The organism is Chitinophaga filiformis (assembly GCF_900102545.1).
Classification (GTDB): Bacteria; Bacteroidota; Bacteroidia; order Chitinophagales; family Chitinophagaceae; genus Chitinophaga; species Chitinophaga filiformis.
Genome location: NZ_FNBN01000003.1, coordinates 378,303 through 402,904, shown reverse-complemented (window position 1 = coordinate 402,904; position 24,602 = coordinate 378,303). Strand labels below are relative to the sequence as shown.

The following is a 24,602-nucleotide window of genomic DNA, read 5'->3' as shown; positions in this document are numbered from 1 at the left end:
CCGCTGAGTATAACTGCTATTCGTTTATTCCGACGTTATTATCTTTCCTGGGATAACTCAATCAGTGTTTTGGGAGAATTATGCAGGGTGCTGCTTGTCCGGTTGATGACATCTCCGTTGGTGGGAATCGCAGTTGTTAAGGAGGCAGGCTTAATAGTTATATGCAAATTAGACTGAACGTTATAGCCAGTAAATAAATCGGGAACGTTCACATCAAACCAGGCAATACTGCCCACCGGAAGGATGTAATCCCTTTCGCCGGCAGCCAGGGTATTACAGTTGCGGGCTTTCCTCCTACTCCATACGGCAATCCGTACTACCGGATTGTCCGAAGTAAAGGTGATAGTCTGCGGAGGAAAAGACTGCACCTGGCCATCGCTGAGACCGTCCAGGGATCCGGAGGTGATAAGCGTTTGATCACCGTGTTCCGTAATGGCATATATTTCATAGAGGCTGTTGCAGCTTGCCGTACTGCCGAACCCAATGATTGAGCCATCTACGCTTAGTTCGTACGCTGTGTTCTGCGCGGACAGCCTGCCTGTAAACGCCAGCAGGGGAAGGAATAACAACAATAGGGCTTTTTGTGTAATGGTTCTCATAAATAGAAGGTATGTAGGTGTTAATAATTTGTTTGAATTTTTTTAAGCGGGCCGCTCAGACCGTTTCTGTTCACGGCGCGTACGCCATATTCATAGACAGTATTGATCTTCACAGATTCGTCCACAACTGTTTTTACATTTACCGGAACTATCTTCCAGAGGCTCAGTGGCTGACCACCTGCTCCCTTGTATAACTGGTATTCGTTTATACCGGGATTATTATCTTTCCAGGATAGTTCAATGTAACGCTGGTCCCGGTTCACATAGGCATTCAGTGCTTTTACACTGATATTGTTCGGGTCTGCCGGTATGGTTACGGTAATAGGCTGGGTAGGCGGCGACTCAAGGCCGCTGCTGTCTTTCGCCATCATGATATAAGTATAGGTCTGTCCGCCTTCAATCAACCGATCTGCATAATATTGGGTACCATCATGAAATGTCTGGAGCAATAACCATTTATGGCTGGTATCTGCGCGGTCCCTCCTATACAGCAGGTGCGCAGCTACGTCTTCATCTCCGCTATTCACCCAGGATAGTTGTACCTGGCCATCAACTACCTTATAAGCACTGAATACCGGCGAAGTAGGCGGTATCACATCCGGTTTCTTTAGCTCCAGGACAGCAGAATAACCGGATTGATTATAATGTTTATCCAATGCCGCTACTGCATAGTATACTTTACTGTTAAGGAATTTTATGGGAACAGTGTCTTTGTAAACGGTCTTCATATAGATAGAGTCCACTAAAGGAGAAAGTTCTTCATTCAGTCTGCCGGCGCGGAATACTTTATATCCCAGCATATCTTTTTCCGCATTGGCTTTCCAGGTCAGTGTTACCACTCCACTACTGTCCACAGTACCAGCCAATCCAACGGGCGGCGCAGGCGGAGTAGAATCTACCGGTTGTACCAACACAGGGAATGAGGTTGTCGATTCGCCTTCTTTTGCCACTGCCGTAATAGTAAAGTAGTTGGATGGCAACAGCTGATCATATTGCAGACTGCGTTTATCCGGAGTAATATTTACTACTACGGTTTTATAAGGGCCACTTTCGCGTTCGGCCTGGTTTAATGCAAAGCCTTTGATCAATGCGTTACCTGCTGTTTCAAAGTCCCAGGTAAGCGTCATTTTTCCCTGTGCGGAGATCTTGTTGCTGCGGATGTTCGGCACATATATCAATACCTGCCTTCCTTTGCCGGTAGTAGCTGCAGAAGGAGGACCCTTTTCACCGAATGCGGAAATACCTCTTACCCTGAACTGATACACTGTATTGTTATCTTCCAGCGAGTCAATAAAATACATGCGGGAAGAAGGCCTGTTCTCTTTTTCATTGATGTTGGTCACCGGCAATGAACGGGCCGGTTCAAAGGTCTTACCGCCATCTTTGGAACGTTCTACTATCCATGAAGTATAGTAGTGTTTCAACAGGCTGTAATCCCAGCTAAGTGCTACCTGTTTATCACCAAACACTGCTCCTACATCGCCAGGTACCGGCAGTGGCGCATAATCTTGTATGCCTATAAATACACCCCCTGAATCTACAGTCAGGCGATCTTTAGGCGCGAGTGAAATAACCCGGTACAGGTATTTCTCATTGGGACGCGCTTCTTTATCTTCCCAGCCCCAGCCTGCCATGACAGCGGCTTCAAAACTATTGTCTGCGGCATACAGGGAAAGTGAGAAACGCTGTTCCTGCTCGGCCGATTGTGCCATGATACTTGCAATACCATTATTACCACCGCCACCTACTTCAAAGTCCTTACCATACAATGCCTGTGCAATAATGGCGGCATACTGATCATGCTGCGCAATATTCTCCCACTCATTTAACGGTTTGGGCCGCAGCGGTTGTGTATTCAATACTTTAGCTTCCGGCGATGACAATAACTTCCCATCCCGGGTAACGGTATAACGGGTAAGCTGAAAACCATATTGATTACCGAGCTTCCAGGCACGGGAGGTCGTCATGCCCCATCGCAGCAATATGCTGTGCTGGCGGGCCCTGGCGGTAACCGCTATCCCGGCGCTGTCTTTATGCTGTGCGCGTAGCGGCGATACAGCGGTAAAGCATATAAGTATAAGCAGTATAGAAGATAGCCTGCGCATTGTCATTAGAAGCCCCTTGTTTTAAATGGATTATGATAATTGAATACAGCGCTGCTGGTTTTAGTCCCGTCAGGCAGCACATATTGGTATTTTACTTTGTAAGCGCCGTACCGTATGAAAGGGAAATGCCCGTTTATCAGGTAGTCATATTTCGCTGCCTCCTCGGTGCCCATGAACCTGTTCACTACTTTATATTGTAGCTCGGCGAAATCCAGGTTGTATACCTGTGGAAGATCGTAGAGGTACGGTAACCTTGTTTTTATCCAGCTGGTCACCTTGCCTGTAGATGCTTCTGCCAGATAAGTAGGCATCAGGATAAAGGCCTTGCTTGGCGTTATTCCAAATTCGTCCGTATTACGTTTATTAATGAATATCTCGTTATTGATAGGATAGTTGGCATACAACAGCGGGTTAATGTCGTTGGTAAAATACGCATCATCCATCACCGCTTCCACATTCACCATCGGTTTATAACCAGTGTAATTGTTACCGGTCATTTCTACTACTTCAAAGCCTTCATAGTCGCCTACGTCGGCCAGCAGGCGCACTACATCTGTGGATACTGTTTCACCGATACCATCCTTCAAACGGAGCGACTGCATCTTCTCTGCAAACGTGTTGAATTTGCTGGTACGGAATCCATAATGCAGCAATGATTTAGCCACATCGCCCCTGGAAACTGTCTGCGCCTGGTTGTTGGCAACAGCATAGCTGCCGTCTTCGCCTGCATCCTGTTGTTGCTGGTAAGCTACTACTTCATCGGTGCTTTGTGCACCCGGAGGGATGGCTATTACGTCAAACTGATAGGCCGTATTCGCCTTCAGACCCGTTGGTGTAAAATGAATCGTCTGTGAAGGGACGTCATAGGTCATATCTAATTTAGTTGTCTGACCGGCGGCATCTTTGAAATTGATCGCATACTTCCATTTGGCGTCGAACAGGTAAGCCTGTCCCATACTCAGGTTAATGATGCCTTTATCAGATTCATCTTTGTAATAGTATTGCTGGTTCACCACCGGGTACGCATAGGCGATGTTCTGCATCGGGATATAGTCCGGCGCAGTACCGGTAGTGAAGGTCACCGTTTCAATCTCTTCGCCCGGTTTGCCATCTACATAGGCCGTCTGCCAGGTTACGCCCACCCGCTCCTCAAATGCCACCTTTACCGTAGCTGTCAGCTGTTTTTGAGAAGGTAATACCTCTTTGGAGTAGAAGGAAACACCATCATTGTTGGCATTCCATTCCAGGCGACCAGGTATCGGCTGACCATTATCCATAACGGTAAAGGATGCCAGCCTTGCGCGGTAGGTCTTTGTGCCCTTGTCGTCGTCTACATCGAACGACTGCCCCATACGCATATTAAAGGCGGCTTGCGGTGCAGTGAATACATCCACTGCATCGGCATTAGTAGCTGGTTTTACGTCTGAGATAATCTTCACATCTACCGGACTGTTACCATTCATTACGATCTCACACTCTTCACCGATAACCACCTTCATGCGCATATTACCTTTTACAAGGCCGTTTAACACGCTGAATTTAACGGCCATATATCCCCTTACCCAGGTAGGATTAGGCAGTTTAGCCTGCATCAGCATAGCTGCTGCACCAGATATGAGCGGTATACGGGCCTTCACGAATCTCAGGTTTACTTTCACACCCAACTCACCCTGCAGGTACACGTATGCCTGACCGTTAGCGTACCAGCCATCTATGCCGATTTTCTCTGTACTACCAACGCAATGCGCATCCCCATAATCTTTCAGCATGATGTCAAAACCTAAGCCTGCCTTAAAGTTGGCATAGAGTATCAGGAAAGTGATATCGCCGGTTTCCACGCTAAGGTTAGCGCCAAATGCAAATCCCCGGCCATCGCCCAGTGCATTGGCGTCGCGCATATAATCCAGCTCCTCCATATCTACGCCCAGGATATCTGCCACTTCCTGCGGTGGTGGCGGAGAGCCGGGTATCTTATCACCCACCATCAGGTAGGCGCCTGATTTAATAGAAAGACCACCTATAGAGAACTTGGTACCTAAACGATTGGTAGGCGTTCCCATATGCAAATACCACTCGCTGGGTGAAATATGGATCACTGCCCAGCCGGCGCGGTTACCGCTGGAGTTACCCGTCAGCATACCGTTGGCTACGTTCATGTACATATCAAAGTTGCCGTGCAGTGTAGAGGTCGTGAAATCATATTGTATACCTACATAGGCGGTCACTCCCACTTCAGCGGGTAGATTCTGATCGCCCGCCAGCAACGAGGCTGCGCTTGAAGGATCTGATATTTTCAATTCCTCCAGTTTCTCGCCTGTGGATCCCAGTTGGGCGATCGCCTTCTGTTCCTGTTCCTGTATTTTGGCAAATTGTCTGGCTATTTTCCCTGTGATATTGCCCATCGGCACCGTGGCCAGTATTTTAGCATATCCATACAGGCCCATAAAGTTGATACCACCGCTGCGGTTAAACGCTACTTCAAAAGATACTTCTCCGTGTACTACCTTATCTTCTACCACATCAAACAGCACAGCGGCCTTAATGCCCAGTCCTGCGGTGGAATCCGGCACATACTTTACGCCTGTTGGGGAAGCAATAGTATCAATACCTTCTTTTTTCATCCGGTAATAGGCGCCGCCGCCGAAACCTGAGATTTTCAGGGGCGGGGCTATTGCGATGCCAGGCTTAAATTGGGCCGTACCATCTACAAACCAGTAGCGGAAATTCTTAGCGCCAAACATAGCACGGGTTTTTACCTTTATTTTCCCCTTCATGAAACTTGCGTCTACCTCGCCACTCACTGCGTCTCCATATACGGCGTCATCGTCATACACCTTCAGTGAACCGGATATCGACATGGCTTCACTCAGATCAGCATGCAGTGAAATAGCATCCAGCTTTACCTTATCAAATTTCCAGGTCTGTAAGCCTTTGCTGTTATCAAATTTTCCAACCAGTGCCAACCGTGTATCGCCGCCAAATTTCCCTTCCATCAGGTTAAAGCGTACCGCAATATTGAGGTTAGCCGTAGTGCTGTCCTTGGTTTCCAGGGCGATTTCCTTAATAGCTACAGGGAAATTGCAAATTGTATTTTCATCCCTGTATCCAAAATACTCGGCAGTGAGATAAGGAGCTTTTGTCTGCAGATGCAATCCCTGGAACATGATACCTTTAAATTTGGCAACAGGATTACCGTTGTCGTCTAATTTCAGCGACGATGCCAGGATCAGGTAGCCATTTAGCATGGCTTCCGGCTCAAAGTGCCCATTAGCCAGTTTTAACTGTACCCAGGAGTTTGGGTTTATCTGAGCTTTTGCCCGCCACACCATAAAATCCAGTGTGTCAAGATTGTTCAGCTTCAGTATATATTCATTATCAGCAGTAATAACAGCAGAATAGCCCAGTGGGGCTTTGCACATCGGAATGCCCAGCATACCGTTGAATGCTGCCCCTGTGAGATGGTTGGCCTCCAGATCTATATCGAAATGATCTACTGAAAAACGCCAGCCGGCGGCACTACCAGCCGATAATACATTATTACCAAAGAAGTTGCCGGTGATACCGTTATTATCGATGATCAGGTTTTTGCCACCAAACGAAACACGCTTATCGGGCTGGTCAGCCCGTGCAAATTGCTTAGGCAGGGTTACCTCCAGGTCAGACACATATACTCCCCGCCATAAGTTCGGGTCATCCTGTGGCAGGTAACGTTCCTGGTATTTTGCGGGGTATACCACATCGGGAGAGTTACGCAGGTCACTGCCATCATATACAGCTTTGCCTATACGGAATCCTACGCCTTTGAGGGGTGTTATTTCAAATGCAGGCAGGTCTACGCTTACGAGTATATCATTCCAGTCGCGTACTATCGTATTGAATGAGGCCTTTACCTGCGAGCTGTCTGTCGTTCTTTCTCCATCTGGTTTCAAAGGCACCAGCATACTCCGCGGGAACATCAGGTCTGCACTAAGCCCCAATTCCTTGAAACCGTTACAATCTATTGTTACATAGGTAAGGTCAAGTCCCTGACCGGTCTTCATATCCATACCACCCTTCAGTACCAGGGCTGCTGTACCGCCACCCAGTCGTACAGGTACATCACCCAGCAATACCAGTTTGGCATCGCCCAATATGCCGCCTTTATACGAAAGTTTAAGGCCTTTCAGACCAAAAAAGATCTCACGTGGCTCCTGTGGTATCTGCACTTTGGCATATACGGTCAGTTCCGCGTAGGTAGAATAAAAAATGGCATTGCTTACCGCGATCGTTACGGTAGTGTTACCAACGGTCTTAAAAAGCCCCATAGGTAGCTCATTCAGGTCGTCTGGCGAGATGGTGGATGTATAGCGATTACTCTTCTCTATTTTCTCAAATTCAGCCTTTGCTATGTCACGGTAGGCGTGGGCATTACTGTCAACGTCGTACAACCTTTGCAGGTTGGCATCGGTGAACAAACCGCTTTCTGGTGCGATCAGTGCTTCCGCCACCAGCTGTTTATCTATATCCGGAAAGCTGCGGCTTTCCATCATACTGGTGGCCATGACATTGGCCGCCGGTACATGGATTTTAACATAATCACTGTCCTCGGCGTGTACCGTAACAGCTTGACTTGTAATAAATAACGCCAACAGGCTAATGAAACGGTAACAGAAGTTTCGTAGGTAAGGTTTTACCATAGGGCCAATAATATAGGTATAGAGTTGCGGTGATAGCTCAGTTAACAACGATCAATTACTACAGAGAACAACAGGTTATTTCGTGTTTACAAACATCTCCGGGTACTAATATTTGGTGTAATATTAGTGTTTTTTTAACATTAATAAAATATTTTATTCATTTCTGCGTTGAATGCAGGTTTTCACGCTATTATCTGGCGTTAATGGTTGAGTCCGTATACATTATGAAAACAGATTTTTAATGTCGGGGACGGGGGATTATCCCATTTTCGGGAAAAAGAAAAGGTGCCTCTTGCATTGAGACACCTTCCTCCATTAAAAGTAACATTCACAATTATCTTCTTTCGTTATACACCCCGAATTCTGCAATAGCAGGAGGTGCACTGAATTCGTCAATCACTATACGTACACGTCCGCCCCACACGCTGTCGAAACGGTGTATTTTCACACGGCCTTCCTCCTGGCCTTTTGCCAACGGTTTCCAGGTGCCGTTATCTTCATATTCAAGATGGTATTTTTTGATATTGTTACCATCTTCCACGATGCTGATCATATTAAAGCGCTGTGCTTTGTCAAAATCTATTTCATACCAGGGCTGCTTCACTGTTGGATTAGACTGCCAGCTGCTGTTGAAACGATCGTCATTGGCAAAATCCATAATGTTCATATCATCACTCCAGCTGGAATTGCTACGCTGGAACTTGGCAATATTGGAAGAGATAATGGGTGCAATAGCAGGTGGCAGAGCAGGCATAGCACCTGTATTCTTCCAGCGTTTGCCCACTTCTTCCAATGCTTTTACAGCATTAGGGTCTATCAGACCTTCACGGTTAGGCGCTACGTTGAGGATAAAGTTACACCAGGCTTTATTCAGCGGCACCAGGATATCATCTACCAGTTTCACCGGATCTTTCACTGGTGTAGTTGGGAAATTTTCCTTCCAGAACCAGGCGCTGTTGATAGGCAGACAAGACAATGCAGGTAGCCTGTTAGCCTCTTTTGAGATATGTTGTCCTGCTCCCTGTTCGTAAGATTTGATATCTGTGTAAAATAAGGCCTCTGTCGGATATTTTGCCGCGTTGAGGTCCATTACCAGGCAATTAGGTTGCAGGCTCTTAATGAGGCGGTAAATCTCTTCAAAAGGGATGTCGTCATAAGAGATCCTGGACCAGGGTGCATCCCATCCGTCGATGATCAGCGCAGTGATGTCTCCATAGTTCGTCAGCAGCTCCGTCAGCTGTGCTTTCACCATCTCGATGTGTTTTCGCGTAATATCGTGAGGACGCAGCTTATGATGTGTATCCAGTATAGAGTAGTATAACATTACCTTCAGACCTTTGGCACGGAAGGCATTCACATATTCTCTCACCACATCTTTCTTATAAGGACTGTTCATCACGTTGTAATCAGTCGTCTTTGTATCCCAGATACAGAACCCGCTGTGATGTTTAGTGGTAAGACAGCCGTAGCTCATATTCGCTGCTTTCGCAGTTGCGGCCCACTGGTTACAATCAAGTTTTGTCGGATTGAAGAGTGATACCGGAGCTTCCGGATCAGGCCAATCCTGGTTGGCGAAAGTAGGAATGTTAAAATGGATAAACATACCGAAACGCAGATCAACAAATTGCTGTTGCAATGTAGCGAGCGGCGTTGCGGCTGTTTTAACCTGCGCCTTTAACATGGCAGGCATTAATAGTTGGATGCTCAGTAAGAGGCGTAAACAGAAAGTCTTCTTCATAATGAACTTTGATGCGATTTTGGATTTCGAGAACCTGATGTTTCGTGGATAAATTAATGCCAGATCGCTACTAAAATATAATAATCATCCTATGCTTTCTCCGTATGGTAATACAATATAACGAAATGCGAAATTCTCATTAGTGATGCATTTTAACAATTTAACAGGATTATACATGAGTACGTATTAAAATGTGGCATGGTGTTGGATTTATGCGGAGTACAAGGAACAACAGCAAGAGTCATTAAAAACAAACACAATTTGTATGAAACGTAGTGTCATATTATTAGCATTATCTAGTCCTATTTTATTATTCTCCTGTGTCAGTACGAAAAAGTTCAAGGCTTCAGAAGCCAGGTATGCTGAGCTATCCGGTAAGTATGCTAGTCTTCAGAGTAAACTGGATGATTGTCAGCGTAGCCTGCGCGATACTGCTTCTGCATTTGAACGTAGCAGAAACCAGAATGAAGAACGGCTGGAAGGTTTAAAACAGAACAATAATACCTTACTGAACCAGTTGAAAGACCTGTCTGTTATCAGTAATTCACAGGCAGAAAGTATCAAGAAATCACTGGATAATATAGGCGCGAAAGATGCTTATATACAGGACCTGCAATCGGCCATTGCGCGTAAAGACTCTCTGAACATGGCACTTGTGATGAACCTGAAAGGCGCTATTGGCAACCTGGATGATAAAGACATTAACATCAAAGTAGAGAAAGGCGTAGTGTATATCGATATCTCAGATAAACTGCTGTTTGAAAGCGGTAGCTACGATATCACTGCAAGAGCGAAAGAAGTACTTGGTAAAGTAGCGAAGGTATTGCTTAATCAGCCTGATATTGAATTCATGGTGGAAGGTCATACAGATACCAATCCTTTCAAGAGAGGCGTATTGCTGGATAACTGGGATTTGAGTGTGAAGAGGGCTACTGCCGTAACAAGAGTATTACAGAATGATTACGGTATTCCTCCTGCTCATATCACCGCTGCCGGTAGAGGTGAATATCTGCCTGTCGCCAGCAACGATACTCCTGAAGGAAGGGCTGCCAACCGCCGTACCCGTATCGTGATACTGCCGCAGCTTGACCAGTTCTTCAAACTGCTGGAAAAGAAATAAGAATATCATCCATTTCATTATAGCAAGAGGGCGTCTTCGTTATCGGAGGCGCTCTTTTCGTTATACCGTTGCTGCGATGACACTGCGTGTCTTTGTATCAAACACCAGGATACCTTCGCTGGTAGCGTCCAGTTGATTTACCAGTACACCGGTATTATCCCATATGCCCGACTTACCCGCACATTCAAACCCGTCAGACTCTCCTACTGCATTTGCCAGTAATACCGTCATTTCATATTGCTCTCCTATTTCTGATAATCTTGCAATCGCTTTATCAATCCCTCCTGTCGATTTCACCGCACTCGCGATATAAACAGCTGCACCACTTTTGTACGCGTCTTCCACATGTGCCGGTATTGACAGTTCATAACAGATGGCCAGCGCTACATCACTTTCTTCTCCCAACAAGCTAACAGTGCTCTGTCCGCTAACGAAGTAAGGATCTTCGTCTGCATGCAGGTATTTTTTCGTATATACATTCCTCTCTTCACCGGGCTGAAACAACACCATACTTATCGTGATCCCTGTATCCGCTTTCAGTGGCGCTCCCACTCCGATAGTTACATTCCTTGCATCACTGATATGCTGAAAATCGCTCAGGCATTCGTCATCGATACAAATTGCAAGGTCTTTGGCCAATGTGGGTTCATAACCTGTGATGGATAATTCCGGGAAGATAATGGTGTCTGCACCGTGAGAGATAGCCAGATCGATGATCTTTTTGTGGTTTTCTATGTTGCTCCGGATGTCTCCTTTTACTGCTTTTGCCTGTGCTACGCAAATTTTCATAGTCTGGTGAGTTTTTAGTGGATTCCGCGCTGGTTAGGATAGCGTAATATTATTGCTATATTTTAATAAAAAAAAGCCGTCCCCGATATTTTTCAGGACGGCTTTTTATTTATCTATGGTGCAACAGATAACCTAATTATTGTTGCTCAGCCTGGGTGTATTCACCACCGCAGTACGGTTAGTATTAGTGATAACTTTACGCTGTTGCAGGTCGAACCGTTGCCCCCGGCCCAGGAAATAGAAGGGGCCATCGGTATTGTATTCGCCCGTAGGGCTTTTTTGTTTTTCGTTAATATGCGCAATGTCGTAAATAGCTACATACGAGTTTCCGATCACTTCAAATGTATCTTTCTGCACCACAATAGCAGTACTTTCATCAATACCGATACCAAGCAGATCCGGATGCGCCTTAATAACACCTACCAGGTCAAACTGCCGGTTGCGGCGTAGGATGTGCTGGTCGATGGCGGTATGATGGATCAGGTCGAGCCCCTGTACATGATCTCCTTCCAGGATACCATTTCCTTTGGTATCTCCTCTCAGCAGGAATGAACCCTGGATGGTAGCTCCTGCGGATGTACCGGCTATTACACCACCTCGGGTCAGCACAGCTTTGATCTCTTTTTCTGCCAGTGTATGCAGATAAGCATCTGCAATCTTCCACTGACGTCCGCCGGGAAACCAGATGCCCGTCGCCTTTTTCAACGGCGCCACAAAACTTTCTGTGTTAGCAACTTTAGGCTCCCGTGTGTGCAGTACTGTTACCTGTGCTACGCCCAGGTCCTGCAGTAATTCTTTTTCGAATGATTTACCGGTAGCAAGAGCAGAATCTTCTCCGGCAGTTGGAATCACCACGATATTGGCGTTAGGACCGCCTGCCAACTCGATAAAGCGCGCCCATATTTCCGGGCCTACCTTACCACCGCCCACAATGATCAGGGCGCCTTTCTGAGGACCTACAACAGCATCAGTCGGCACAGCAGCTGTAGCTGAATTTGATGAAGGTACAGTGGTAGCTGCTGTCTTTTGCTGTGCTATAGCGCCGGCTGCTAAGAGCAGCATGCCTGCGAAAAAAAATGATATGATCAGCCGTTTCATTGGATCGTATTTAAAGGGTTTTATAATCATGTGTTGTGATACTAGTAACCCGGATTAGGATCCAGGGCTTTATCTGCCAGCAGTTCATCTGCCGGTATCGGAAATACATAACGGTTCCTGTCAGTCACACCCAATACTGCCGCTACTCTCCCGGTACGCACCAGGTCAAACCAGCGGTCGCCTTCGAAGGCAAATTCCAGCCTTCTTTCCTGCTCTATAGCCAGCAGGATCGCTTCTTTTGTATCTGCTGTACCGGGAGCTATACCAGCACGATCGCGAACCGCATTCAGGTCCTGCAGGGCTTCCGTCAGCTGACCATTCTTCGCCCTTGCTTCTGCACGTATCAGGTACAGCTCTGCTATTCTTATCAGGTAAGCTGGATCTGTACCGGTAGGCGTACGATAGTACAGCTTTCCGTACCAGAGATTACCCGGAGGAGCAGTCTGTCCTATCAGGGCATTTCTGTTACCACCAACAGTGGGATCATTCAACAAACTAACCAGTTGCGCATTAGGCGCCCATTCCCTTCTGCCTCCCAAGGCAGGCGGCAGCCACCAGTTGTAATGCCCGTTCTTAAAAGAGACGCTGTAGCCGATCTCAAAAACCGATTCTGCAGTCGCTACTACATTCCCCGCAAAGAAAGCGCTATAAGGCTTTAATAGCTGGTAATTGGCGGCATCACTGATGATCTTTGTGGCATATACATCAGCAGAATCTGTTTGTTCCCTATAAAGGAAATAACGGGCTTTCAGGGCCCATGCTGTTTTACGGGTAGCCCTATTCCTGTTGGTAGTAAGCGGCAGCAATTCTGCGGCTTTATTCAGGTCGCTAAGCACCTGCTGGTAGGTCTCCTCCAGGCTGCTCCTTTTAATGCCTGTATGATCGCCGGGCAGGCGTGTAGGCGTCAGTATCAGTTGTACACCGCCCCAGCCACGGGCCAGGTCAAAATAGGATAAGGCTCTCACAAAATAGGCCTCTCCTGTCAGCTGATCTTTCTTTGTTTGTGAAAATAGCGGATCGGAAAGTTTTGGAATGGCATCAATGATATAATTGGCGGAGAGGATGGTACGGTAAATAGCTGCCCAGGAGGATGCAACGTTGCCATTATCTGCTGTCAGCTGCCTGTTGGCAATTTGCTGGGGTGCAGACTGGGAACCTGTCCACTGAATATCTCCACCTGACAGGTAAGATAACGCAGGGAAATTGGAACCATAATAAGCATCACTGCCCAATAAGTTATAAAGCCCATTTACCGCTGTTTCTGCACTTCCCAGGTTGGTAATAGCTTCCGAGGCATCTACCTGCTGCTCTGGTTGTACATCGAGGAACTTCTTGCAGGAGCTGGTCAGGAGGGAAATACCGGCTAAAAGATATATGCTCAATCTCATGTTCGTCATTTTAAAGTGTAAGGTTCAGGCCAAATTGTACAGTACGCGGCTGGGGCGGTGTGCCCAGGTCATAACCCTGTACATTGGGATCAGAAGTAACATTGACTTCCGGGTCAGGCCCTTTGTATTTCTTCAGGAGCCAGAGGTTGGTGCTGCTCACGTAAAAGCGGATATTACTGGCATGAATGCGTTTGGCAATAAGCGCAGGCACGGTATAACCTAAGGTCAGGGAACTTAGTCTCAGGAAAGAACCATCTTCCAGGAAGCGGCTGACAGGATTCAGTGCATAGTTGTTACCGATAGTGGTGATCCTTGGAACATCTGTTACGTCGCCTGGCTTCTGCCAGCGGTTGAGTTGATTTTTGTTGATAGCCCTGCGATCGTCGCGCGTACCACCGGATTCATGGAAGAAACGATTACTGTTGTACACTTTATTCCCCCACTGAAAGTTGAAAAACACTGTAAGATCAAATCCTTTATAACTTACGTTGTTATTCAGTCCTCCGAAGAATTTTGGCGTCGCCTGACCAGTCATCTGCCTATCTGCAGCTGTGATCTTACCATCTTTATTCACATCTTCATAAACGGCATCACCTGTTTTCGAATCAACATACAACTGGCGGTATACGTAGAAAGAATGCATAGGATAACCCTGTGCCATCCGCTCCACAGAATAGGATGCATCGATCGGGATATTCAGCTTCTCGATCCTGTTGATATTGCGGGCGATGTTAAATCCTGTTTGCCATATAAAATTCCTGCTGCGGATATTAGTTGTGTTGATACCCAGCTCAAAGCCTTTGTTACTGATCTCTCCGGAGTTGCTGGCAATAGTACGAAAGCCGCTGCTGACAGGCAATGGCAGGTTCAGTAAAAGATCGCTGGTATATTTATCATACCAGTTAAATTCTATACTGATACGATCGTTTATCAACCCAAGGTCCAATCCGAGGTTCCACTGGCGGGTAGTTTCCCAGCCCAGCTCCGGGTTAGCCAGTTGCTGTGGGATAGTACCGGGGTTGTCAAGATAATTGGAACCACCTCCCCAGAGACCACGGGAAGCGAAATTGCCAATACCATTCTGGTTACCAGTCAGGCCATAATTCGCTCTTATTTTCAGATCGCTGATAACATCTACTGCTTGCAGGAAACGTTCTTCCTTTGCTCTCCATGCCACGCCGAGAGAAGGAAAATATCCCCATTGTTTGTCTGTACCGAATTTAGAGGAAGCATCTGCACGGAAGTTTACTTCCGCCAGGTATTTTCCTTCATAGTTATATTCCACGCGGGAGAAGAAAGATACCTGCCTGTTCTCTGCACGATTGGAAGACGCGGTAGTGGTAGCGGCTGATGCAATTTGCTTATATGCATCACTGGGGAAGTTAGTGCCCTGCGCAAATGTTTGCTGTGCGATATTGCCCTGGATGGAGTTACCAACAAGCACCCCCAGCGTATGCTTTTGTCCCGGGCTGGTTCTGTAAGACAAGGTCTGTTCATTCACCCACACGATGTTCTTACTTACGCTGGAAGTAGCCAGGCCTTTACTAGCGCTTCCCCTGTTTGTATAACTGTTCCAGTATTCATACTCATCATAGTCGTTATAGTCCAGGCTCCAGCTGGTACGAAACTTCAGCTTACGCAGGATGTCTGCTTCTGCGTATAAGTTACCGATATAGCGGGTACTGATGGAATGCATATCCGTGTATTTGATCAGCACATCCAGGTTATCAAAGCCTGCCCACTTCGCATAGGTGCCGTCATCATTGAACTTCGGCAGATATGTTGGTGTATGCAATGCGGCCTGCAGGATACCGCCCTGCGGACCATCTCCTACACGCGCATTGGTACGGCGGGAACGTGACAGTGAGTTACTTGTTCCTACACGAACCCTGTCATTGATCTGCTGATCGAGATTTACTTTCAGACTCGCGCGTTGATAGTCGTTCGTTTTGATATCAGCGAGTTGTTTGTTATAACCACCACTCAGGTAGTATCTTGTTTTTTCGTTACCACCTGACAGCGAGAGATCATAGTTCTGTATAGCACCTGTGCGAAAGATATCATGCAAACGATCGTATGTAGGCTGTTCTTCCGGCAGGCCGCGGCCGCCTTCCGACTTAGGCCGGAAAGGCCTTGTGGCGAAAGGTTTGCCATCATTGACCCAGGCTTCGTTGATAATAGTGGCATGTTCAGGACCAGTTACCAGTTCCCACAATTCAGGCGCCCATGCTACTCCCGCATAAGTGTTGAACCCTACTTTAGGGCGGCTGTTGTAGGTACCTCGTTTGGTAGTGATCAGCACAACACCGTTAGCTGCACGTGCACCATAGATGGCAGTAGCGGTAGCGTCTTTCAGGATAGAGATAGACTCAATATCCGCAGGATTAATATCCGCCAGCGGATTGTTGGCCTGTCCCTGTGTCGTTACTTTCTGTAGTGACTGGTTGTTGATGAATACGCCATCTACTACATACAAAGGATCGTTACCTGCGTTGATGGAAGTTGTTCCCCGTATACGAAAAAAGATACCATCTCCGGGAACGCCTGTATTGGCGCTGACCTGCACACCTGGTGCGCGGCCTTGTAACTGTTGATCAAAGCTAGCTACAGGCCTGTCTTTGATGCCTGCAGCTTTAATACTCGTTACGGCGCCAACTACGGCATTCTTACTTTGTGCACCGTAACCGACAACGATCACTTCGCTCAAAGCGCGGTTCATGGAAGAGGCAATGGTGGTGTCGGGAGGAGCTACAGTCTGTGCATAATTCAATAAGGGCTCCACCAGTAAGCATAGCATGATCAGGACGTGTAAACTTTTTTTCACATCGAACAATTTTGGTAATGGAATACTCACCGGCAGCAGTTGCCGGCGGAATGGAAGGTGCTAAAGTATTGATAGGTAATAGCCGTTTTGTGTTGGTGGGATACAAACGGGCTTTAGTCTACTAATTGTGTAGACAAAATTAGTTTAAAAAATCTTTTATCAAAATAAAAGGTAGAATTATTTGTTACTGTTTTTTTAATGAGTTTAAAATGCGATCCCGAATTGGAAACCTATGCCTATTGTAGCAGGATGATCGTTGCCGAAACGGGCAGGTACGGGTATTGCAACGAAATAGCTACAGTCTTTATTCTTTTTGATCACTTTATTCAGTACGGGAGTTAGTCCATATCTGCCTGATGTTTCAAATGCAGCGCGGCCGGCAAATGTGAATCCATGACCTAAGGCAACAAGCACACCGGGATGGAAGAGAAAGTTATTCATCTTACTGGTACCATTCGCAGCGCGGATAAAGGGAACGAACTCAAAGGAGAAACCGATCCGCTGGCTTTTCCAGATGTTGATACCTGTGGGGAATCCGCCGACATAGGCTCCGTTGAAGTTCCACTGTGCACCTCCGTCACCAAAATGTACAATAGGATGTAATATACCTACGTAACCGGTGATACGGGGATAGGTTGTTTGTGCGGTCAGTTGTAATGAAAAAATAAAGAGCAGTACGATAGTGATGATAGTTCGCATTATAAATAGTCGATTAAACTGCAATGCTATTTTAATCCGGCTGCGGAAAATAGAACAGAAATGACTATTTGTATGTTCTTTACCTTCTTTGTGAGAATAAGAAGCGTCCCGGTTTTGAGGCCGGACGCTTCTTGTTTAAATGGGCGTTAGATCACTTCCTCTGCTTCGGTAACATTACCCGGCAGATCGGTGGCAGTAATCTGGATACGCGTCCCCAATAATGAGGCATTCGCTGCTGTAGCTACATACTTCCAGTAGTTGCCGATATCCGGAACGGCGTCTCCTTGCTCCAGCTCCGCTCCTGCCGCAGACAGGATTGTTACTTTTACGGATTCGACGCGGACGACATCTTTCACCAGGGTTACGATCACATCACCTACCTGGCCCTTATATTGTTTCGTTTCAATTTCCAATATCCGTGGCGGTCTGGCTGCATCCCTGAAGGCTGCATTAAAAGCTGTTTGACCTCCCGTCGTAGCTTTCTCATACAACAGCTTCGTTGCTGGATCAGAGATTGCTTTCTGAGCGTATGCCGAACAACGTTCGAAATTCAGCTGTACTGCCAACTGCTCTTCAGTCGGCGGCTTCTTGCTAGGACCGCGCCTGGGGCCAGAAATTGTTTTATTCTTTTTTACGCTGAAGGTTACATTTCCAATAGTACCGGACGTTCCTTCCATCATTTTATTTTGTTTTATGTGTGCCATATTCTTTAAGTTTTTAAGATAAAAAATCAAGTTTTACTACAATCACTACCGCCGGGTATAGCAGGAGGCACCTCTCTCCTGTTACAGGTGCAGCCCCTTTGGCTGTGATTGATGACACAATGTTAGGAAGGATTTTGAGGCGGTTTTGAAGAAAGTACGTGAGCTGTCGAATTCGCAACGCAAGCTGTCGAATTTGCGACGTAAGCACCGTCACTTTCTGTACCTCCGAGCACTGTAAAAAGCGACAAAAAAGAGGTTCGTATATTTTTACCAAGTGGGATCTCCTCTCCCCCTTTCATGATAATACTGTCCAATCCTACACCTTTAATGTGTCTGATGGAAATAATATAACTTCTATGAGTACGGAAGAAAATATTGGGGGGAAGTTGTTGCTCAAGTTGCTTCAGACTATATCTGGCGGGTAGGGAACGGCCGTCTGTAAGCTTTAAAAGGAGATAGTGGTCTTGTACAGTAATATAGATGATCTGCTCATGAAAGACCAGTTCATAAATAGCGTTTTTTGTAAGGATCAGAATACCTTCTTTCATTAAAATTGGGAATCGTGAACAATTGGTGTCTAAAACGGGGGGAAAGAGCGCTGTGGAAGCTGCGTAGGGAATATAGTAGTAGGGATAGTCGTAGTCGGAATGGTAATGGTATAGGATTAGACTGACCAGTAATGGCATTACTGGGGTGGGAATTACCTGAAGCAAGATTCATTGAAATGGTGTTCATAGTTGAAACTTTTAATACTAAAAAAGATTATGGTTAAGTACCGGACCAGAATTAAAAATATCCATGTAATTTAATGAAAAATAATTATTTAGAGATCAAAATGAGACCTGAATTTTTAAAAATTTGACGTTATAATTGGGTTGAAATTCGTATGAGATATAGTAGAGATTCGCTTATCCTCCCTTAATCTTCCCTTTAAAAGGGAGGATTAAGGGAGGATAAGCGAATCTCTACTATATCTCATACGAGCCTCAATGTTAGATCTCGTATTACTCCAGACAATTTTATTCTATATCCTTAGCAGAAATGACCAAATGTGCAGGTACAACGGGAAACCGAATACCATTTACGGCAGAGAGAAAAATTTCAATGGCATTATATATATCTTACATTTGTAAATATGAAAAAAGAATTTGATGCCTTGTAACACCAAAGTGTTTACAAGTGAAGAACAAAAAGCTACTGAAAGAGACAACTGATAACAAAACCTACAAATGCGCTCATAAGCGTATATACGGTCGCTGTTGGATTTGTCCTTATCACGGCACATTCTGGAGCAGCTGCTCGGATATCCGTTGGAAACATTACTATTACTACGATGACAAAACCCTCGGGCCCGATGCCAGGCGGTTTCACAATCCACCTAATTGGAAGCTCGTCTCTAAAAACAAGAAACAGTGGATGAGAAAAAAGTTCATCTTTAATGAACTCTGGGATAGTAATAGAGTCTATTTTGAAATTGGGTGGGAGTAAAAAAGAAAGCCGCTTCGAAAATGAAGCGGCTTTCTTCTTATAAGTTATCAGTGTAACTGCTGGCTCATCCTGAATATCTCTAATGACTATCCAGATAGTCTTTAACAGCCGAATGATATACACTCATTCCAGGCCTGACTTTATAAGCACCTTTCTTTACAGGATCATTGATAATGCCTCTTGCATACGCTATTGCAGCTGTAAACTTACTGTTGGATTTCAACTGCAACTTCGAAGGAATGACATTGCTCATGTCGGGGTATTTACTGATAAATACCTTCCCCTTACGGGTTTTCAGTATAAAGCCCGGATCTATTTCACCGTGACCGAGCTTTACGCCGGTTAATAATGGATTTCTTGTTCTTGCCATAATTTTTTTATTTTAAAACTATGGAAATTAGAATTGCGGGTTTTACGCAATTCAAAAGTGGCAACATAGGTGGATTTTTTCTCATGCGGTTGAGGGACGCATAAAATACGCTTTCTCCAAAGTTTTATTTCATCTCCTAAGTAAAAAGACAGTACATAGAAGTAGATTTGTGTAAACAATGATACCAACGGAACCCACCATAATCCGTTTGAATTAACCCAAATAAATTTTTATGAACCCGAAGTTCAATATTCTGATCAATCCTTGTCTCTGTTGTTGCTACTCTCGTTATAGCTGCTGTTGTTGTTGACCTCAACAATAACAATTTGCGCTGACATAACATTTTCCAATTCTTACATCTCCATACCGTCTAAGGGTAGTATGTGCGTTGCCTTTATCAGGCTTTAGCGCTGTACTCTTCAAACTTTTTGCTGATCAGCAATTGCCTGGCATGATTGCAAGCTCGCCGGGAAATCTCCAAGATGGGGTAGCCGAAAACCATCGAAAAGAGTAGGCAATATTTATGTTTTCTAAGTTTAGTCTTTTGATTTATAAAGGCATTTGTTTTATGAAAAAAGCTCGTATTATTCTTTCCGCAGTGGCTATTCTAGCCGTAGTTGGTGGTGCATTCGCTTTCAATGCTGCTAAATTCAATGGTCTGAGAGCGTTCACTTACACAACAGAATACACAACCTTTGGCACTGTATACGCTGCAGCCGCTTCTGTTTATTTACCTATCACCCCTGCCAGGTTCATAACAGACGCAACTGTTAATCCGCTTACTACCGTATATAGCACTACTGGCACAACAACAACTGCATCAATTACATTAACTCAAGTTAATGGTACAGCTACCATTACATTCCCAGCATGGACTGGTGTGCAGGTTCCAGCTACCCACACAACCGCAGTTAACTAATTGATGTTACAATTTTAGAGTTTCGGATGGGATCACCCATCTGAAACTCTATCTTTATATAACATATGCTCAGAATTCTATAAAGAGAAGAGTATACGATTCAATCTTTACTGACCAACCGCTTTTTTAGAACTATCTATTTCCAGACCAGAATATATTCCCTTATAAACTGCAGGCAGACCACTTGTCATCCATTTAGGAGCCGGCTTACCTCTCAGATAATGATCAAAGAACTGTTGCTGTCTGGTACAAAAATCCAGAATATGATCAGGATCTGACAGCACATGATCTTCATTATCATATTCCAATAACCACACCGGTTTACTTACACGACGCAATGCCGTAAACAGCTCAATGGATTGCTCAAAACTAACTACGCCATCTCCCTGATTATGCATCAGCAACAACGGAGTGGTAACCTTATCGACTGTGAAAATGCATGAATTATCAATATATGTCTGTGTATTCTGAAAGGGTGTTGCACCTAAGTTATTCTGCCCAACTTCATGCATAAACTGCATACTGATGCCTCCAAATGCCAATAGGCCATACCCACTGATAAAATCACTATATCCCGCCGAAGACTGAGCAGCAGCAAATAAGTTAGAGTGAGTGGTAATATAGTTTGTCAGATATCCCCCGTGACTATGCCCCTGCAGTCCCATCCTTCTCTTGTCTATCCACGTATACTTTCCTGTCAGGTATTTAGCAGCGCCTTCAATTGTCTCCAGCGCAACCTGGCCTGTTTTACCACGCATCCGGTTCATATCCGGTATAAATATGACATAATCTCTGCTTACGTACCATGGAACATTTACATTCACAGCGCTTAATGCAGGTACTTTATACTGATATCTCTCAAAGCTTCTGCTTTCATAATAGTTAAATATAATAGGGTAACTTCCTGCAGGATCTAAATCCTCCGGCCTGTATAATACACCGAAATTCTGCTGATCTTCTTTATTAGTCCACTGTATAAGTTCAGCGACATATCCCTTATATCCAGGCTCTGATTGGATATCGGAGATACCAATAAAATGACGAAAGTCCTTTGTGAAAAAAATATTAGAGGGGCTTATATCACTTTGTCTTTGCAGAAGGAAGGCTGAAGATCTATTGGACTTCATAGGAGGAGGCACGTATCCATCAAGGACAATACCAGGGAAGTAATACAGGTATGGTCCTAAAAAATTTTTACCAGGGGCATTTATCGCAGACAGCTTTACTTTCGTAAATCCACTATATTTTGTTGATACTTCCATCCCAGTCAGGAGGATTGAATCTTTTAAACCGGTAAGCTCATATTGCGCTAATACTTCAACAGGCCTGAATTGAATTCCGTTTTTTCTCCCTGCTTTCCCGGTTATAGATACTGGCTTACTTTTGTTTTCCGGATCCACCTGCCATACATCAAAACTATCATACCCGATCAACGCTGCATCATCTTTTAGCCAGCCGGATACTTCAAATGAATTTCTACGACCCTGGGTACTTACAGATGCATTAACAATTATACCAGCAGCGATTTTATTTACCTTACCTGTTTTTATTGTATAGCAAAATGTTTCATTACTCAGATCGTCGCGCCAGGTAATATATCGTGCCTTTGGAGAAATGCCTGCTAATACCGGCTGCTGTACAGACGACGGAATGAAATCCCGTTGCTCACCCGTACGTAATGACAAGAGCCAATATTGAACCCGTTCTCCGTTCCAATAGGTTTCAAATTCATGGGTTTTATTTTTCAGGAGCACATATTCTCCCCTGACCTGCCCACTTATGGTCTGATGATCATTTTCGAGTTGTACAACATCTCTCGTATCAAGGGCAATTACTGCTGTATATTCGTCAGCAACGGTGTTATTCGATTGCTCAGATTGCAGATTTTTATCGCGGAAGCTCCAAATGCTCACTCCCTTTGTAATCAGGTTAGTGTCCTGCTTCAATAAAGCTGTACGTTCCCTTAACTTGAAAAAAACAAAGTTTCCATCATCGCTAAACCTGATATCATGCTTTAAGATTTCCAAATGCGGCTGTTTTCCTTTGGAGCGATCGTCAACAAGTATAGTCGCTGATGACGCCTGAGGGTGATACTCGTAAATAACCGTGCTATTCCCTTTTGTGCTTGAAAATATTAAATGTGAACCTGTCGCATTGAAGCTCACATTCCTTATTTCAGGCCCCGTAAAAAAAAACCTCTCTTTTGTGTCTTTGATATCTACCCATATAAGGCTATTATCTTTGTACAATACCAACGCAGTTCCCTGTTTATTTAAATAGCTGTCCCTGATCCCTGTATAGCGCCTCTCCTCTCCCCCTGACAAATTCCTTAACGTTAAGGTATCCCCCCTGCGAAAACAGAGATAGGTCCTATTCCCCTCGCCGACAACTTTAGGGTTGCGTGCGTGAACGAACCGGTATTCCTTCATCCCAGGTAGTTCTAATACATTTATATCATCCTTCCATTCAAATGCAAGATATTTACTGTCTGATGTAAACGCTGCACCTCTCACGTTCTCATAGCTGGCCTTTTTACGGCCATCATTGGTACAAACATAAAAGGTAGTACCATTAGCATCTGATTGTTCAGTATACCATATATAATTCCCGTCGTTTGAAATACCGTATGTGCCAAGTTTCCTTGTGTTTTTAATGGCATCTGTATCCACTTCTTTTTTCTGGGCTGATAGCTGGCTTATGCAAAGGAGTGAAGCGATCAGAAATCTAAAATTCAGTTTCATGTATTGAGCATAATTAAATTGTGTTCCTGGCTGAGGCCTATGAAAATACATTGTAACACCTGTAATGGCATAGCAGTGCATGCTTCCTGATGTACTGTTCATTTAACGCAAAAATGGCTTACAAGTACTATCTTAATTCAGAAAGAGGTAAAAACGGGGTGTAGGTTTTATTATTTGATATGAATTACACCATCTTCGTCTGTATAATAATCAATGCGATTGGTAAGTTTCAATCCGTCGAGGGTAACTTCTATTTTTTGTGATTTATCTATCAACCCGGTAAATCTTTGCCGTCCGGTTTCTTTATTATCAATAACGACAGTCTTTCCATACCACCTGGTCAGAACACTGCTTACTTCTTCCAGGGTAGCATCATTGATATAGTATTTACCTTCTCGCCATGCCAGTACCTCGGATGCATCAAATGTATCTGCTTTCACACCATCTACAGTAGTTACAGCTTCCATGCCGGGCTTTAACACAAGGCTATCAATCTTAGTTTTGATCTTTACCGCACCATTCACGAGGGCTATTTTCTGCACACCACCGCTATAGGTATTAACATTAAACTCCGTACCCAATACCTGTACTGTAGCCTGTGATAAATGCACAATGAAAGGCTGGTCTGGTTGAGGGGCAACTTTCACATAAGCCTCCCCATCGATGGTAACCTCCCTGCTATCATCAAGAAATTGTAAGGGGAATATGAGCCGGGTGCCAGAGTTAAGATGAATCTCGGTGCCGTCGTTCAAATGGATCTTATAGTCCTTGCCGGGCGGTACAATTAAGGTTGCCCGTTCCTTATTATTAGTATTAGTTGACTGGTAAGAAAGTGTACTACTCTGCGTACTGATAGCAACATGGCCGACATTCAGCTTTTCCTGAATAGTATCTAAAGCTATTTTCCTGCCATCCGGCAACTGTAAAACAACCTGCTTCGGCTCATTGCCTGCAGCGATGACCATTACCTGCTCTGTGTCAGAGGAAGAATGAAATGAAATATATTTTGCACTAAAAAAAGCGATCACACCTGCTACGGCCGCGATAGCACCTGATCTTCGTATAGTCCGGGTCCGTCTTCTTCTACGCTCTTCCCTGATAATATCCTGTGCAGTGAATGATTCACGGAGTTGCCTGCGGGCTTCCTGCACTTCAGAAGTCTGCAACTTGCGCATCATTGCCTGCTGCAACAGCCATAACTCAGGGTTGTTATCTATGGCATCCTTCAAAACAGCCTTATCAGACGGTGCAATTGTTCCGCAGATGTCCTGTATGATCAGATTCTCAATAAAATCTCGGTCTAAACTCATGATAACTTAATAACGCATAACCGGAGGAAAAGTA

The 24,602-nt window shown here is 45.0% G+C and carries 16 protein-coding genes; 2 read left to right on the top strand and 14 right to left on the bottom strand.

The window, feature by feature from the left end; all coding sequences use genetic code 11:
- Positions 1-38: 38 nt before the first annotated feature.
- The 4 genes from BLR32_RS13940 to BLR32_RS13925 all read right to left on the bottom strand — a co-directional run bounded on the left by BLR32_RS13940 (position 39) and on the right by BLR32_RS13925 (position 9,118).
- A complete protein-coding gene (locus BLR32_RS13940) occupies positions 39-599 on the bottom strand; it encodes a hypothetical protein (RefSeq protein WP_089832748.1) in 561 nt (186 codons plus the stop codon).
- Positions 600-619: 20 nt separating this feature from the next.
- Positions 620-2,710, bottom strand: coding sequence for a fibronectin type III domain-containing protein (locus BLR32_RS13935; RefSeq protein WP_089832746.1), 2,091 nt, complete (start codon positions 2,708-2,710; stop codon positions 620-622).
- Positions 2,710-7,380 (bottom strand): hypothetical protein, encoded by a 4,671-nt coding sequence (locus BLR32_RS13930; protein WP_089832744.1) that lies wholly within the window; start codon positions 7,378-7,380, stop codon positions 2,710-2,712. Before BLR32_RS13930 ends, BLR32_RS13935 begins: the two co-directional genes overlap by 1 nt.
- Positions 7,381-7,714: 334 nt before the next feature.
- Positions 7,715-9,118 carry an alpha-L-fucosidase gene (locus tag BLR32_RS13925; protein ID WP_089832742.1) on the bottom strand — a complete coding sequence of 468 codons (1,404 nt, stop codon included), beginning with the start codon at positions 9,116-9,118 and terminating at the stop codon, positions 7,715-7,717.
- Between the two features lie 265 nt (positions 9,119-9,383).
- Between BLR32_RS13925 and BLR32_RS13920 the strand changes: the two genes are divergently transcribed.
- Positions 9,384-10,238, top strand: a complete 855-nt coding sequence (locus BLR32_RS13920) for an OmpA/MotB family protein (RefSeq protein ID WP_089832740.1) — start codon at positions 9,384-9,386, stop codon at positions 10,236-10,238.
- Between the two features lie 60 nt (positions 10,239-10,298).
- On the opposite strand, the gene BLR32_RS13915 is transcribed toward BLR32_RS13920, so the two are convergent.
- The 8 genes from BLR32_RS13915 to BLR32_RS13875 form a co-directional block, all read right to left on the bottom strand.
- Positions 10,299-11,027 carry a carbon-nitrogen hydrolase family protein gene (locus tag BLR32_RS13915; RefSeq protein WP_089832738.1) on the bottom strand — a complete coding sequence of 243 codons (729 nt, stop codon included), beginning with the start codon at positions 11,025-11,027 and terminating at the stop codon, positions 10,299-10,301.
- A gap of 132 nt (positions 11,028-11,159) precedes the next feature.
- Entirely contained in the window at positions 11,160-12,125 is a 966-nt protein-coding gene (locus BLR32_RS13910) for a cyanophycinase (RefSeq protein ID WP_245705425.1), read from the bottom strand.
- 41 nt (positions 12,126-12,166) lie between these two features.
- Positions 12,167-13,513 (bottom strand): RagB/SusD family nutrient uptake outer membrane protein, encoded by a 1,347-nt coding sequence (locus BLR32_RS13905; RefSeq protein ID WP_089834158.1) that lies wholly within the window; start codon positions 13,511-13,513, stop codon positions 12,167-12,169.
- 10 nt (positions 13,514-13,523) lie between these two features.
- The gene (locus BLR32_RS13900) at positions 13,524-16,337 is read right to left on the bottom strand and encodes a SusC/RagA family TonB-linked outer membrane protein (protein ID WP_218124195.1); all 2,814 of its coding nucleotides are present in this window, start codon (positions 16,335-16,337) and stop codon (positions 13,524-13,526) included.
- A gap of 204 nt (positions 16,338-16,541) precedes the next feature.
- Complete coding sequence (locus BLR32_RS13895; RefSeq protein ID WP_089832734.1) at positions 16,542-17,036, bottom strand: hypothetical protein; 495 nt, start codon at positions 17,034-17,036, stop codon at positions 16,542-16,544.
- A 146-nt stretch (positions 17,037-17,182) separates the two neighbouring features.
- Positions 17,183-17,740, bottom strand: coding sequence for a hypothetical protein (locus BLR32_RS13890; RefSeq protein WP_089832733.1), 558 nt, complete (start codon positions 17,738-17,740; stop codon positions 17,183-17,185).
- A gap of 122 nt (positions 17,741-17,862) precedes the next feature.
- Positions 17,863-18,288 carry a LytR/AlgR family response regulator transcription factor gene (locus BLR32_RS13885; RefSeq protein WP_176842274.1) on the bottom strand — a complete coding sequence of 142 codons (426 nt, stop codon included), beginning with the start codon at positions 18,286-18,288 and terminating at the stop codon, positions 17,863-17,865.
- 1,019 nt (positions 18,289-19,307) lie between these two features.
- Complete coding sequence (locus tag BLR32_RS13875) at positions 19,308-19,598, bottom strand: hypothetical protein (RefSeq protein ID WP_089832727.1); 291 nt, start codon at positions 19,596-19,598, stop codon at positions 19,308-19,310.
- Positions 19,599-20,166: 568 nt separating this feature from the next.
- Between BLR32_RS13875 and BLR32_RS13870 the strand changes: the two genes are divergently transcribed.
- Positions 20,167-20,517, top strand: coding sequence for a hypothetical protein (locus BLR32_RS13870; protein ID WP_089832725.1), 351 nt, complete (start codon positions 20,167-20,169; stop codon positions 20,515-20,517).
- A 107-nt stretch (positions 20,518-20,624) separates the two neighbouring features.
- On the opposite strand, the gene BLR32_RS13865 is transcribed toward BLR32_RS13870, so the two are convergent.
- Both BLR32_RS13865 and BLR32_RS13860 read right to left on the bottom strand, forming a co-directional pair.
- A complete protein-coding gene (locus tag BLR32_RS13865; RefSeq protein WP_176842273.1) occupies positions 20,625-23,258 on the bottom strand; it encodes an alpha/beta hydrolase family protein in 2,634 nt (877 codons plus the stop codon).
- Positions 23,259-23,428: 170 nt separating this feature from the next.
- The gene (locus tag BLR32_RS13860) at positions 23,429-24,568 is read right to left on the bottom strand and encodes a FecR family protein (protein ID WP_089832720.1); all 1,140 of its coding nucleotides are present in this window, start codon (positions 24,566-24,568) and stop codon (positions 23,429-23,431) included.
- Between the last annotated feature and the right edge of the window lie 34 nt (positions 24,569-24,602).